At 57.5% G+C, this 13,805-nt stretch carries 11 protein-coding genes; 10 read left to right on the forward strand and 1 reads right to left on the reverse strand.

Features of this window, described 5'->3' with window-relative positions:
• Nucleotides 1-106 precede the first annotated feature (106 nt).
• The 3 genes from IEQ42_RS24885 to IEQ42_RS27400 all read left to right on the forward strand — a co-directional run bounded on the left by IEQ42_RS24885 (nucleotide 107) and on the right by IEQ42_RS27400 (nucleotide 5,759).
• The gene (locus IEQ42_RS24885; protein ID WP_210705862.1) at nucleotides 107-2,059 is read left to right on the forward strand and encodes a hypothetical protein; all 1,953 of its coding nucleotides are present in this window, start codon (nucleotides 107-109) and stop codon (nucleotides 2,057-2,059) included.
• A gap of 201 nt (nucleotides 2,060-2,260) precedes the next feature.
• Nucleotides 2,261-5,047, forward strand: coding sequence for a calcium-binding protein (locus IEQ42_RS24890; RefSeq protein WP_228732035.1), 2,787 nt, complete (start codon nucleotides 2,261-2,263; stop codon nucleotides 5,045-5,047).
• Entirely contained in the window at nucleotides 4,959-5,759 is an 801-nt protein-coding gene (locus IEQ42_RS27400; protein ID WP_228732036.1) for a hypothetical protein, read from the forward strand. The genes IEQ42_RS24890 and IEQ42_RS27400 overlap by 89 nt, the downstream gene beginning before the upstream one ends.
• Nucleotides 5,760-5,891: 132 nt before the next feature.
• Here IEQ42_RS27400 and uraH read toward each other — a convergent pair whose 3' ends face one another.
• Nucleotides 5,892-6,245 carry a hydroxyisourate hydrolase gene (gene uraH / locus IEQ42_RS24895; protein WP_042558430.1) on the reverse strand — a complete coding sequence of 118 codons (354 nt, stop codon included), beginning with the start codon at nucleotides 6,243-6,245 and terminating at the stop codon, nucleotides 5,892-5,894.
• A 442-nt stretch (nucleotides 6,246-6,687) separates the two neighbouring features.
• Here uraH and puuE point away from each other — a divergent pair, with 442 nt between their 5' ends.
• The 7 genes from puuE (at nucleotide 6,688) to IEQ42_RS24930 (ending at nucleotide 13,670) form a co-directional block, all read left to right on the forward strand.
• The gene (puuE, locus tag IEQ42_RS24900) at nucleotides 6,688-7,614 is read left to right on the forward strand and encodes an allantoinase PuuE (protein WP_210705864.1); all 927 of its coding nucleotides are present in this window, start codon (nucleotides 6,688-6,690) and stop codon (nucleotides 7,612-7,614) included.
• Nucleotides 7,611-8,126 carry a 2-oxo-4-hydroxy-4-carboxy-5-ureidoimidazoline decarboxylase gene (gene uraD, locus IEQ42_RS24905; RefSeq protein ID WP_042558427.1) on the forward strand — a complete coding sequence of 172 codons (516 nt, stop codon included), beginning with the start codon at nucleotides 7,611-7,613 and terminating at the stop codon, nucleotides 8,124-8,126. Before puuE ends, uraD begins: the two co-directional genes overlap by 4 nt.
• 87 nt (nucleotides 8,127-8,213) lie before the next feature.
• Nucleotides 8,214-9,215, forward strand: coding sequence for an allantoicase (alc, locus tag IEQ42_RS24910; protein WP_210705866.1), 1,002 nt, complete (start codon nucleotides 8,214-8,216; stop codon nucleotides 9,213-9,215).
• A gap of 120 nt (nucleotides 9,216-9,335) precedes the next feature.
• A complete protein-coding gene (locus IEQ42_RS24915; protein ID WP_150595646.1) occupies nucleotides 9,336-9,839 on the forward strand; it encodes an ureidoglycolate lyase in 504 nt (167 codons plus the stop codon).
• Nucleotides 9,840-9,889: 50 nt separating this feature from the next.
• Nucleotides 9,890-11,203 carry a urate hydroxylase PuuD gene (locus IEQ42_RS24920; RefSeq protein ID WP_210705868.1) on the forward strand — a complete coding sequence of 438 codons (1,314 nt, stop codon included), beginning with the start codon at nucleotides 9,890-9,892 and terminating at the stop codon, nucleotides 11,201-11,203.
• 166 nt (nucleotides 11,204-11,369) lie between these two features.
• Nucleotides 11,370-12,728 (forward strand): nucleobase:cation symporter-2 family protein, encoded by a 1,359-nt coding sequence (locus tag IEQ42_RS24925; protein WP_042558424.1) that lies wholly within the window; start codon nucleotides 11,370-11,372, stop codon nucleotides 12,726-12,728.
• A gap of 156 nt (nucleotides 12,729-12,884) precedes the next feature.
• On the forward strand, nucleotides 12,885-13,670 hold the full coding sequence (locus tag IEQ42_RS24930; RefSeq protein WP_210705870.1) for an outer membrane protein OmpK: 786 nt from the start codon (nucleotides 12,885-12,887) through the stop codon (nucleotides 13,668-13,670).
• Nucleotides 13,671-13,805 lie beyond the last annotated feature (135 nt).

Genomic DNA, 13,805 nt, shown 5'->3' on the forward strand with positions numbered 1-13,805 from the left:
ACGGGGAGGCGCAGACGTGACGATTTTTGAGAACGATATATAGATACCGCCAGTGAAAAAACTGCTTCGAAGATGATGGAATTTCAATCATCAGCGGTACATACCCATGGCCAAACCTCCACGCAAAATCCCCTCTTCTTCGCCCTCCCCGGACGGCTCCGCGTTGCCCACCCGCTCGACTGCCGCGCAAGGCCCTGATCCCGTTGCAGCCGTGAGCGGGCCGGGATCAAGCAGGCAAACCCGCGCACCCGGCACCGATGAGCGCGCGGTCGAAACCACCGCCAGTGGAACACCTCGGGAAAGCGCTGTTGTCGTCAATCCGCTACCCGGAGCAACGCCCGAGCGAGTGGCGGCAGCCATGGCCATGATTACGCTGCGCCCGGAGCAGGTGGCTGCGTTGCGCGCCATTGACAACGAACCGGGGCTGTTCAAGAGCGAGGATTCAAGAACGTATGCCCACCTGGGCGAAGGCACCTACTTTCTGGCAGTACGCAACGCGGCCGGCGAGTACCAGGTGCCATTACTCGCCACCCCGCACTTGTCCGGCCCGACGCTCAGGAGAATCGACGGGCAGGCGCTGTGGCGCATCGAGGCGCCAGACTGGATGCGCGCCCCACCCTCTGACTCATCGCCCTCGGCGGGCACACCTGCAAGGCCTGCCACGCCGCTGTTCCTTTCGCGGCAACTGGCTGAGACGTTGACCCATCCGGACGACTCGAGCCTGGGACTTCGTTTTGACCGAAAAAAACGCACGTACGTCGACATTCAAGACCCGCAACCGGCAGATGCAAACCTGAGCAATACGGTGCAGGTGCGCAGAAATTCCGATGGCATCTATCAGCAATGCCATGCGGGAGAGCGCACACCCTCGGGGCCGCTGGTCGAACAGATTCCAGGCACCCGACTCTGGCGAGAAATATCCCGGACAACAACATCCGAACAGACGCACTCGCGGCCAGACGTCGATCAGCACGCTGTCAGGCCTGACTCCCCCGAACCGGGCCCGAGCAAGCGTCCGCGACTGGAGGCCGAAGAGCGACTCCCCCCCGATACGGACTTGTTCGCTGACCGCCTGCTGCTCGATGCCAGCGGCGCAATGAACCTGTCCACCGGTTACTGGCGCAACTGGGGCAAACCGCAAAAACCGGCGGACGCCTCAATAGAAATAGCCGGGCTTCATTATCCGATCGTGCCTCAGCCCCTGCAGGCCAATCCACGTCTGGTCTATCTGCAACACCCACGATTTGCGCCAGATCACTTTGACGCATTTGAGCGAATGCTGGTGGAAGAACCTGCGCTGCAACCGATATGGGCCGTCAAACGCGAGAGTGGTTGGGCCGTGATGGAAAATCGCATGCCGTTCGCGACACCGCTGACGCAGCAAGTCGCCAACTCGTTCAATTACATGACGCCCGACTCGGCGAGCGCCATTGCCAGGGAAGTATTTCGCCGGGCAGCCTATCAAAGGGCAATTGACGGTAACGGACTGGCGCGACTCAATCAGACCTTCCGGCATTGGAACGACAGGGCCAAAACCTTTTCACCCCGTCGCGATCTGAGCGATCCACTGATGATGCTGCCAACGCTGCCTACCCTGTTTGGCGTGACCGCACCTCACTGGAGGATCCACCTCCCGACCCGCACGGCCAGCGAGTTCCAGCGCCTGAACTTCGACCCCACGCGCCTGCCCGAGTGGAGCGCCTATCTGGCAGCACCTGACAGCGCCAACCTGCAGACCCTGTTCAGAACCGTGCTGCAGCACAATGGCTACAGCGTGTATGCCAGCAGTCGCGCACTCAACGAGAACGCCGTGGTGTTTCACCGAGAAGGGCTTGATGCCGTGTTTGTGCTGAAAATTCCGGATGACCCTCACAACCTGTTACACCGTGCCACGCTGCCGGGGTTCGAGATCGCCAACCCGCAATTTCGTGCCGTAGTGGGCGAGGCGGCGCACCAAAGGCTAATTTCATTTGTCAGCGAGATGAAAATCATCTACCTGGTGGGTGGCCTTGAACTGACAGGTGTATCGCCTGCGCTCTATATCGTGCGTGAAAGTTGACCACCTCATTAAAAAATCCGTTCGAAACTGATTCAGAGACAACTGGAGCAGCCTTATGCTGCTCCAGTTGGCGTGCCGGTTTTAATAAATAACCGACAGCAGTTTTCCGCAACGGGCGGTAACTTCCTGCTGATATACATCTGGAAAACCTGTAATTAGCATGACACCGCACATTTAAAGTAACTGAACAAGGAAGTTCAAATGACTGGCCCGGTGAAACATCAGTTTTCGATTCAGGATTCTGTAGTTGTTACAGATATTGGCGATACCCCCAACCCTTCCACGGACTCCACGATTGATTTTGATCGCGATGCCTCCGACAGCGGAAAAACCAGCTCCCACAGCAAGCCAAATCAATTAAAAGAACTCGACGATTTATTTGGTCCCCTGCAATTTGGGGCCTCCACGATCACACGCAGATCATTGGACGCCCTCGGCGCCACGGTTAATGGTCAACCATTGACGGGCGACAATACGCACTTTCGTATCCCCCGTCGTTCTTTCATCAATTCGCTGCAATTCAGTTACAGCGAAATCGAAAAACGCACCAAGGTCACAACACTCGGCAAAAACTACTTACTTCCAACATTCCTGTATGAACTGGCGTCGGCTCGTCCCGCGGACGCACCTCCGGTCATCAGGGAAGAAGCAGATGCGCCGCCGGATGCCAGTGGCTTTCGCAAAAAAACCATCCAGCTGTTGAATGCGGCACAAAAGATTGATCTGCGCCGCGTCAGCGCCAATCCAACCAACTATCCCTACTGGGCGTTGGTCAGACAATACAGCGTGCTCGGCCCAAGCCTCGGTATTCAACTTTTCGGAATATGGATGGGGCTGCGCGGGATCAACGATGCTCTTAAAGCAAAGAACGAAACCGATGCCTTTTTCAACGGTATCGGCCTGGTGACGGAAGGCGCCTCAATAGCTGTCGATGTGGTGACCACCCGGGTGGGCACGAGTTTGATAAAAACGGGGAGCGACGCCTTCAATGATTTCGCCAGGACCAGGGCTGGACTGCGATGGAGCCGCTCTGGCGAACTTATCGGCGGAGCACTGACATTGCCTTTCGACATCATGAGTGCCGTAAAAGAGTTCAAGACAGCCGAATCAAAATCCGGCAAGGAGGCTACCGCACACTACGTAAGCGCTGGATTGAACATTGCCAGCGCTGCCATGACGGTCATCCTTGGCTCCGCAGCGATGGCCGGGTTCTCGTTCGCCGGCCCGGTCGGTTTGATCGCAGGAGCGATGATGGCCATAGGGTCGCAAGTCTATGGGGCGGTGAGTCTGGTCGATGACATTGACGACTATATCGAACTCACGCTGGAGGAAAGATGGCGTACTGGCTGGTTTACGTTCGTGTTTATGGAGGCCGACCGCGACATTCTCGACCGCTATGAGATTGCCAAAGCCCGTGCTGCACATTCCAGCCAGTTGAAAGCAACGGCCAGAAAGTATCTCGATGAAACCATGAAAAACACCACAGAGGCGGTCGTCAACGGAGCATTCGAAGTGACGCTGCTTCCCAGGAGGGAATACACCACCAATTGGGGCCTGAAGACCTCGAAAATCGTTTACGTCCCGCAAATCCGGGATACAGACGATCTGATAGACGCCCGTGATGGCGTCACCACGCAAACACCTGGCGCCGAACTTGGCAGTGCCGAAAACGGCAAAAACATTTTATGGCTGCTGGGCGGCGGTAATGACACGGTCAGGGGAGTGGGCAAGAAACCGAATGTTTTCTACTTCACCGATGGCAGGAAGGACCTGACCGGAGGGTCCGAGAATGATCGGTTCATTGCGCAGGACGCTGCCCAGGTGCTCTACGGTGCCGATCCCGACGATGAAAACCACTCCACCCTGCGCGGAGGTGACGGCCACAATTCGCTGGAATTCATCGGTGAGCAAAAATTCAAGGCAGACGATCGCGGCTATGACATCGACCTGTCCGCCGGGACTCTGCATGTGTTTACTCCGGATTCATCGGCCGAAGATGGCAACCGGTACGCCTTCAAGGCGCTGCTGGAGCGTATCAACGAGATTCACACACTGGGCAACGGCACCACGAACGTCACCGGCTCAAGGGAAGCCGATGTCATCGTGGCGCAAGGCAAGGATACGATCCATGCCGGCGAGGGTGACGACATCATCTATCTGCACAAGGATGGGGCCGCAGCATTCGGCGAGTCGGGACAGGATACTTACAACATCCCGCTAACCATCAATAACGTATCGATAACAGAAGACGGTGTGGAAGAAAGCGCAATCGTACTCGATTGGAGAATGGATCTTATCGAAACATGGCGAGTCGTCAAAACCACGCTCGAAGTCACGTTGAAATTCGACTTCGATGATGCTCGTACAAGCAAACTGTATGTCCACGATGTGTACAGGCAGTCCGATGACACGCGGCTATTGATCAATAACAAACTGACTTTTGTCACCCGCGACAAGTGCCACCTCAAACCTGACCTGCCTGCACAGATCACTGGTGACCAATCCGTTGAGATTTTTGCCATCGTTACCCGCGAAGCAGGCCCGGAACCTGTCACGATTGTCGATCAATATTTGGCCCCCCACGTTCCGGCGAACACTTTCACCGATTACTACGTGCAGCGTCACTCATCTGCGAGCTCGTTTACATCCGGCAGGAGCGCACCTCTTTACGGTACGCGGATATTCCTCGATTACGACAGTTGCGAACTGACCGGAGTCCAGGCGAGGTACGAGACAGAAGTTGATTGGGTACATTCATCGCCTACGGACAAGATAGATATCGAGTGCGGGCTCAGTTTCCATTTCGGAAATAAAGTGGTGGTAATTGCCAGGTTTGCCAATCACAAGGAAATGACGCTCGAAGACGCGTTACTGAAAATAGTGAACAACCAGATCAATCATGCCTACTCTGGTCTTCAGGGACGGCAAGGTTCACAACGTACATTTGACGAAAGAAATGGTGGCGGCGCCGAGAACCTATGTTTATAGCCGCGGACGCAGTTCGCTGTCTTTTGCCAACATCGCCTTACCCTTGAAGATGAACCCCAAACCGTACATCTTCCGGCTGCCTGAACAGGCGCCTTACGAACTCGGCGACAGAAATTCCTGCAGTCAGTTGACGTTCCATCCTGGCCAATCCGGTATCACCAGCATCGAGGGCAACGGGGGAAACTATCTGGTACACCTGTGCAAAAGAATGATCTTGCGCCTATCCACACCCGGTGGCTTCGCGAATGCCGTCCACAGACTGGACTACTCATCCACATGGGACCTGGATGCCCATGCGCTGGGCAGCGTCACCATCGAATTGCAAGGAACGCAGTTGTATCTGGGGTCTACCACTATTCATGTGCCTGAATATGGCGGCGACGATCTTGTGGACCAGATGTCCATCATCGGTGCGCACGGGATCATTCATACGGTCGACCTGATCTTTGACATGATTTATATCGGCGGTCTGGACGGGCGATATTTCGAGCCACCCAAGGACGACAAATCCCCGTGGCCAGATGAGTTTGCCGAAATTGCGGACAAGGAATTGCGCGTCAATCACATCATCATGGCGGATGGCAGCGCAGGCTATTTGAAGTACAACCTGGCACAGCGCAAATGGATTTTGAGCAGTGATCCGTCCCGCGACATCAGTTATTCGCAATTGCTTGTACTCAATCGCTGCGAGCACCAACTGGGGAAAGCGTGAGCATTCTGATCATCCAGTTGCTCAATGGCGTTCACCATTTCGCAGGCGAAAAAAAGCCCGCAGTGTGAGCGGGCGAAAGACCAAAGAAGCTATATGCGCAGTCGCTTCCCGGCAGGGGCAGCCGCTTGGGGGTCAACTGCCCCGATACGTGGAGTAGCTGTAAGGCGAGATCAGCAATGGAACGTGGTAGTGATCCTGTTCGGCAGAGATGCCGAACCGCAGCACTACCACATCCAGAAACGCCGGCTCCGGCAGTTGCACACCACGGGCGCGGTAGTAATCGCCAGCGTGGAACTGAACCTGATAAACCCCGGTACGGTAGTCATCGCCCTGCAACAGCGGCGCATCGACCCGGCCATCGCTGTTGGTTGTCGCGCTGGCGACCAATTCCAGCTGCGAACCTTCAACGCGGTATAACTCGACCTTGATCGAGCTGCCCGGGCAACCGTGTGCAGCGTCCAAAACGTGTGTAGTCAAACGTCCCATTGATTCTGCGCGCCTGCCTGCATGGAGCAGTCAGACTTCGCGCCTCCCGAAGTCAGTTGAAAAGGAGACCGCACCGATTCGGAGCACGAAAAGCTGCGGCGAGCGACTGATTAAGACACTTTTCAAAAAAATTGTACACAATAAAAACGACATTTTTTGCTTCGTCCCCGCCATCCGGGGCTTTTCTCCCGGTCAACCCCGCAAGCGCATGAACATTGCACCTTACATCCATTAACTGACTAGTCAGGCAGGTTTCTTGCAGGCTCACGCCGATAGCAGCAAAAGATGACAGTCGGTGAAAAATGCGAAAATTCAGGCTTACAAAGTGCGATTAAAGTTGTATACAATCAGCCCATCGCTGTGACGCCAGCCTGCAATCTCATCGCCAGGCAGCCACGTAATCCCGACTTTGAATAAGTCATGAACAAGAAGGAAGACTGCAGTGAGCGCTGACTACCCACGCGACCTGATCGGTTACGGCAGTAACCCTCCTCACCCACACTGGCCGGGCAATGCCCGTGTCGCCCTGTCTTTCGTGCTCAATTACGAAGAAGGCGGCGAGCGCAATATTCTGCACGGTGACAAAGAATCCGAAGCGTTCCTCTCTGAAATGGTTGCCGCCCAGCCTCTGCAAGGCGCGCGCAACATGAGCATGGAATCGCTTTACGAGTATGGCAGCCGTGCGGGCGTCTGGCGGATCCTCAAGCTGTTCAAGGAATTCGATATTCCGCTGACCATCTTCGCCGTCGCGATGGCCGCCCAGCGCCACCCGGACGTGATCCGCGCGATGGTCGAGGCCGGTCACGAGATCTGCAGCCACGGCTACCGCTGGATCGACTATCAGTACATGGACGAGGCGCAGGAACGCGAGCACATGCTCGAAGCCATCCGTATCCTCACCGAACTCACCGGCGAGCGCCCGCTGGGCTGGTACACCGGCCGCACCGGCCCGAATACTCGTCGCCTGGTCATGGAAGAAGGTGGTTTCCTCTACGACTGCGACACCTACGACGACGACCTGCCCTACTGGGAACCGAACAACCCGACCGGCAAGCCGCACCTGGTGATCCCGTACACCCTCGACACCAATGACATGCGCTTCACTCAGGTGCAGGGTTTCAACAAGGGCGACGACTTCTTCGAATACCTCAAAGACGCGTTCGACGTGCTCTACGCCGAAGGTGCCGAAGCGCCGAAGATGCTCTCGATCGGTCTGCACTGCCGCCTGATCGGCCGTCCGGGTCGCATCGCTTCGCTCAAGCGTTTTATCGAATACGCCAAAAGTCATGAACAGGTGTGGTTCAGCCGTCGCGTCGACATCGCGCGTCACTGGCACGAAACCCACCCGCACCAAGAGGCCGCCAAATGAGCCGCTTTCAAACCCTGCAACCGTCGACCCTGAGCCGCGACGCCTTCGTCAAAGCCTTCGCCGACATCTACGAGCATTCGCCATGGGTGGCCGAGAAGGCCTACGACCTGGGCGCAGACGCCTCGATCGACGAGATCGAAACCCTGCACCAGCGCATGAGCGACATCCTGTTGAGCGCCGATCACGCCAGTCAACTGGCACTGATCAACGCTCACCCGGACCTGGCCGGCAAAGCCGCCGTCCAGGGCGAACTGACCGAAGCCAGCACCAATGAACAGGCTGGCGCCGGTATTCACCAATGCACGGCCGAAGAGTTCCAGCGCTTCACCGAGCTGAACGACGCCTACAAAGCCAAGTTCAAGTTTCCCTTCATCATGGCGGTAAAAGGCAGCAACCGGCATCAGATCCTCGCAGCGTTCGAAACGCGCATTCACAATTCGGCGGATACCGAATTCAAATGTGCGCTGGCGGAGATCAACAAGATTGCCCTGTTCCGTTTACTGACCCTTTAGCAAGCCTGACCCGAGCATGTCAGACGCGGAGAATGCCCAGGGTCTTGCAAGCATCCCCAGCCACTTATTTAAAGGCAGACAAGAAGAATGAAAGCTTACGCCGTACCTTTCGAGAAGTTCGTCAACCTGGCCGATGCCCGTCTGGGCACCAAAATCATCTCGGTCACCGATGACTGGTTCGCAGACGCCAATCGTCTGTTCCAACCGACCCCGGCCGTATGGAAGGAGGGCGTGTTCGATGACAACGGCAAGTGGATGGACGGCTGGGAATCGCGCCGCAAGCGCTTCGAAGGCTTCGACAGCGCCGTGATCCGCCTGGGCGTACCGGGTTCGATCAAAGGCGTGGACATCGACACTTCATTCTTCACCGGCAACTACCCGCCATCGGCCTCGCTGGAAGCGTGCTTCCTGGCGTCGGGCGAGCCTGACGAAAACACCCAGTGGACTGAAGTGCTGTCGGCCGTCGAGCTGCAAGGCAACAGCCACCACTACCACGAAATCAGCAACGACAAAGCGTTCAGCCACCTGCGCTTCAACATCTACCCGGACGGTGGTGTTGCCCGTCTGCGCGTGTACGGTGTGCCGCATCGCGACTGGTCGGCCGTTGGCGACAATGAGCAAATCGACCTGGCAGCCGCCCTTAACGGTGGTCGCGCCCTCGCCTGCTCCGACGAACACTTCGGCCGCATGAGCAACATCCTCAACCCGGGCCGTGGCATCAACATGGGCGACGGCTGGGAAACTGCACGTCGTCGCACGCCGGGCAATGACTGGGTGATCGTCGCACTGGGCCATCCGGGCGAGATCGAAAAAATCATCGTCGACACCCTGCACTTCAAGGGCAACTACCCGGACACCTGCTCGATTCAGGGCGCGTTCGTCAAGGGCGGTACTGACAGCCAGATCGAAACCCAGTCGCTGTTCTGGCGCGATCTGCTGCCAAGCCAGAAACTGGAAATGCACGCCGAACACACCTTCGTCGAGCAGATCAAGGCACTGGGCCCGATCACCCACATCCGCCTGAACGTGTTCCCGGATGGTGGTGTGAGTCGCCTGCGCGTTTTGGGCAAGGTCGCTAAACAAGGTTGAACCCAATCGCTGGCAAGCCAGCTCCCACAGGTTTTGTGAACGCCACAGACCACAGTGGGAGCGGGCTTGCCCGCGATGGCGATAGTTCTAACAACACAGAATTCGGATAAGAAGAACAGCATGCGCACACTGACGATTGAACCGCTGAGCAAAGAAGCCTTCGCCCCTTTCGGTGACGTGATCGAAACCGACGGCAGCGATCACTTCATGATCAACAACGGTTCGACCATGCGCTTCCATAAACTGGCGACGGTCGAAACCGCCACGCCGGAGGACAACGCGATCATCAGCATCTTCCGCGCCGACGCGCAGGACATGCCGCTGACCGTTTGCATGCTGGAACGCCATCCGCTGGGCAGCCAGGCTTTCATTCCGCTGCTCGGCAACCCCTTTCTGATCGTGGTCGCGCCCATTGGCGATGAACCTGTATCAGGCTTGGTCCGCGCCTTCGTCACCAACGGCAGGCAGGGCATTAATTACCATCGCGGCGTTTGGCACCATCCGGTGCTGACGATCGAAAAGCGGGATGACTTCCTGGTGGTTGATCGCAGTGGCACAGGCAATAACTGCGATGAGCATTTTTTCAAAGAGGATGAGCGTTTGATCCTCGCCCCCCACCAATAAGAGAAGGTCTGATCACTCGACAACAGAGTGACAGGCGAGAGGTAAAGACTGTGGAAGCACATCTGTTGGAATGGCTGAACCTGAGCGTGCGCTGGGTTCACATGATTACTGGCGTGGCCTGGATCGGCGCGTCGTTCTATTTCGTCTGGCTGGAGAACAACCTCAACCGCATCAACCCGAAAACCGGTCTGGCCGGTGATCTGTGGGCGATTCACGGTGGCGGCATCTATCACCTGGAAAAATACAAACTGGCTCCCCCGACCATGCCGGACAACCTGCACTGGTTCAAATGGGAAGCCTACTTCACCTGGTTGTCGGGGATCGCGCTGCTGTGCGTAGTCTTCTACTACAACCCGACGCTGTACCTGCTGGCACCGGGCAGCAGCCTGACCGGCCCTGAAGGCGTGGCACTGGGCATTGGCTCTCTGTTCGTCGGCTGGTTCGTCTACTCCTTCCTTTGCGACTCGGCGCTGGGCAAACGCCCTGCCCTGCTCGGCTTCATCCTGTTCGTGCTGATCATCGGCGCGGCATATGGCTTCAGCAAGGTGTTCAGCGGTCGTGGTGCGTACCTGCACGTTGGCGCGATCATCGGCACCATCATGGTCGGTAACGTGTTCCGCATCATCATGCCGGCGCAACGTGCACTGGTAGCGGCGATTGCCGAGAACCGCACGCCGGATCCGGCGCTGCCGGCCAAAGGCCTGCTGCGTTCACGTCACAACAACTACTTCACCCTGCCGGTGCTGTTCATCATGATCAGCAACCACTTCCCGAGCACGTACGGCAGCCAGTACAACTGGTTGATCCTGGCCGGGATCGCGGTGTTTGCAGTGTTGGTGCGTCACTACTTCAACACCCGCCACGACAGCCACAAGTTTGCCTGGACGCTGCCTGTTGCAGCGGTGGGCATGATCACTCTGGCGTACGTCACCGGCCCTGCGCCGATGTCGACCGCACCGGAAGTGGCCAAGGCTCCAGCGAAAATCGAGTACCAGCCATTGCCGGAAACTGCAGTGGGCGGTGGCTTGAAACCGGCTGAAGCGGCGCAACCTGCTGCACCTGCCGAACCTGCAGCAGCACCAGCGCAAGCCTCCAACGCCGGCCCAGGCTTCGACAAAGTGCACAACGTGATTCAAGAGCGTTGCACAGTTTGTCACTCGGCCAAACCAACCAGCCCGTTGTTCAGCGCAGCTCCGGCCGGTGTGATGCTCGACACCCCTGAGCAGATCCGCCAGAACGCGGCGCGGATCCAGGCGCAGGCCATCACCACGCAGATCATGCCACTGGGCAACATCACACAGATGACCCAGCAGGAACGTGACCTGATCGGTGCATGGATCGCCCAGGGAGCCCAGACCAACTAACCGTTGAAAGCATCGCTGGCAAGCCAGCTCCCACAGGGTTTGCACTGCCTGTGTGGGAGCTGGCTTGCCAGCGATTCGCCGCAACGTGATTGACCTGATGCAAAGAAACAGCTGTGAGCCACCCGGCAGCTGTTAATCACAAGAATAAAAAGATCCGAGGTGTTGCATGTCCGAGCTGTCCAAAGCGCGCATCCCCGACGCACCCGCCATTCAGCGTTTGCCCCTTTTGCAACTGATTCTGGTCGGTTTGCAACATGTTCTGCTGATGTACGGTGGTGCCATTGCGGTGCCGCTGATCATTGGACAGGCCGCTGGCCTGAGTCGTGAAGAAATCGCCTTCCTGATCAACGCCGACCTGCTGGTCGCCGGTATTGCCACCATCGTGCAATCGCTCGGTATCGGCCCGATGGGCATTCGCATGCCAGTGATGATGGGCGCCAGTTTTGCCGCTGTCGGCAGCATGGTCGCCATGGCCGGCATGCCTGGTATCGGTCTGCAAGGCATCTTCGGTGCGACGATCGCCGCAGGATTCTTCGGCATGATCATCGCGCCGTTCATGTCCAAGGTCGTGCGCTTCTTCCCGCCGCTGGTGACGGGCACCGTCATCACCTCGATCGGTTTGTCGCTGTTCCCCGTGGCCGTGAACTGGGCTGGTGGCGGCGTTGATGCCGAACAATTCGGTTCTCCGATTTATCTGGCCATTGCCGCACTGGTGCTGGCCACCATCCTGCTGGTCCACCGCTTCATGCGCGGTTTCTGGGTAAACATTTCCGTGTTGATCGGCATGTGCCTGGGCTACGTGCTTTGCGGCGCGATCGGCATGGTCGACCTCAGCGGCATGGCCGCTGCGCCGTGGGTTCAGTTCGTCACTCCGCTGCATTTCGGCATGCCGAAGTTCGAACTCGCACCGATCCTGTCGATGTGTCTGGTGGTGGTGATCATCTTCGTGGAGTCCACCGGGATGTTCCTCGCGCTGGGCAAAATCACCGGCCAGGAAGTCTGCCCGCGCATGCTGCGTCGCGGTCTGCTGTGCGATGCCGGCGCCTCGTTCTTCGCCGGTTTTTTCAACACCTTCACCCACTCATCATTCGCGCAGAACATCGGCCTGGTGCAGATGACCGGTGTGCGCTGCCGTTCGGTGACCATCGTTGCCGGCGGCTTGCTGATCGTCCTGAGCCTGCTGCCCAAAGCCGCGTTCCTGGTGGCATCGATTCCTTCAGCGGTACTCGGCGGCGCGGCGATTGCGATGTTCGGCATGGTCGCCGCGACCGGGATCAAGATCCTTCAGGAAGCCGATATCGGTGACCGACGCAACCAGTTGCTGGTGGCGGTGAGCATCGGCATGGGCCTGATCCCGGTGGTGCGGCCGGAGTTCTTCGCACATCTGCCGATGTGGATGAGCCCGATCACCCACAGCGGCATCGCCATGGCAACGCTCAGCGCGCTGACGCTGAATCTGCTGTTCAACATTCTTGGCGGCGCTGAGCGCGCCGCGATCAACGACTGTAACGCGCACTCGCACTAAACGAAGTCTCCACAAAACCTGTGGGAGCGAGCCTGCTCGCGAAGACGTCATCAGCTTCAACATGTTCGTTGACTGATACACCGCTTTCGCGAGCAGGCTCGCTCCCACAGGAGAAAGCTCTGCGCCTCAAACAATAAAAACAAGAGGGAGCAACAGATGATTCGCACGCAATCGAGTTTGCTATTGAGCGGCGGCCTGCTCGCCGCATCCCAGGCCATGGCCGGCGATTTACTGCTCTGGCAGACCAACAGCCTCAGCTACCTGTACGGCAAGAACTTCGCGATCAACCCGTCGATCCAGCAGACGGTGACCTTCGAGCACGCCGACAAGTGGAAGTACGGCGACAACTTTTTGTTCGTCGACAAGATCTTCTACAACAGCCAGGAAGACCGCAACAAAGGCCCGCACACCTTCTACGGTGAATTCACCCCGCGCTTCTCGTTCGGCAAGATCTTCGACCAGAAAATCGAGTTCGGCCCGATCAAGGACGTGCTGCTGGCGATGACCTACGAATACGGCGAAGGTGAAAGCGAGGCCTACCTTATCGGCCCCGGCTTCGACCTCAAAGTGCCTGGCTTCAATTACGTCACCCTGAACATCTTCCGCCGCCAGACCGAAGGCCCACGCCCCGGCGATGGCGTCTGGCAGATCACGCCCGGCTGGTCCTACAGCATTCCGGTAGGCAATTCCGACCTGTTGATCGACGGTTATCTGGACTGGGTGGTCGACAACGACGAGAACTCGCGCGGCACCTACCACGCCAACCTGCACATCAATCCGCAGATCAAATATGACTTGGGCAAAGCCTTGGGCTGGAGTCAGAAGCAGCTGTATGTCGGCACCGAATACAGCTACTGGAAGAACAAATACGGCGTCGAAAACAGCCATAACTTCGACACCAATCAGAACACCGCCAGCCTGCTGGTGAAGGTGCACTTCTAAGATGGCCCGCAACTGTGCCCCATGCCTGTCGTCGGTGCTCTGTTGCGGGGCACTTGAGGCGAGGCCTGCGAGTCAGTATTCTCCGCGGCCTCTTGAATTCGGTCTAAAAAAAAGCCCGAATTTAATTCCTGACCA

Source organism: Pseudomonas iridis (assembly GCF_017980685.1).
GTDB classification, from domain to species: Bacteria; Pseudomonadota; Gammaproteobacteria; order Pseudomonadales; family Pseudomonadaceae; genus Aquipseudomonas; species Aquipseudomonas iridis.

Coding starts and splice junctions, on each gene's coding strand:
- IEQ42_RS24885 (WP_210705862.1), top strand. CDS start 107: ATGGCCAAACCTCCACGCAAAATCCCCTCTTCTTCGCCCTCCCCGGAC.
- IEQ42_RS24890 (WP_228732035.1), top strand. CDS start 2,261: ATGACTGGCCCGGTGAAACATCAGTTTTCGATTCAGGATTCTGTAGTT.
- IEQ42_RS24925 (WP_042558424.1), top strand. CDS start 11,370: ATGTCCGAGCTGTCCAAAGCGCGCATCCCCGACGCACCCGCCATTCAG.
- uraH (WP_042558430.1), bottom strand. CDS start 6,245: ATGGGACGTTTGACTACACACGTTTTGGACGCTGCACACGGTTGCCCG.
- IEQ42_RS24930 (WP_210705870.1), top strand. CDS start 12,885: ATGATTCGCACGCAATCGAGTTTGCTATTGAGCGGCGGCCTGCTCGCC.
- IEQ42_RS24915 (WP_150595646.1), top strand. CDS start 9,336: ATGCGCACACTGACGATTGAACCGCTGAGCAAAGAAGCCTTCGCCCCT.
- uraD (WP_042558427.1), top strand. CDS start 7,611: ATGAGCCGCTTTCAAACCCTGCAACCGTCGACCCTGAGCCGCGACGCC.
- alc (WP_210705866.1), top strand. CDS start 8,214: ATGAAAGCTTACGCCGTACCTTTCGAGAAGTTCGTCAACCTGGCCGAT.
- IEQ42_RS27400 (WP_228732036.1), top strand. CDS start 4,959: ATGCCTACTCTGGTCTTCAGGGACGGCAAGGTTCACAACGTACATTTG.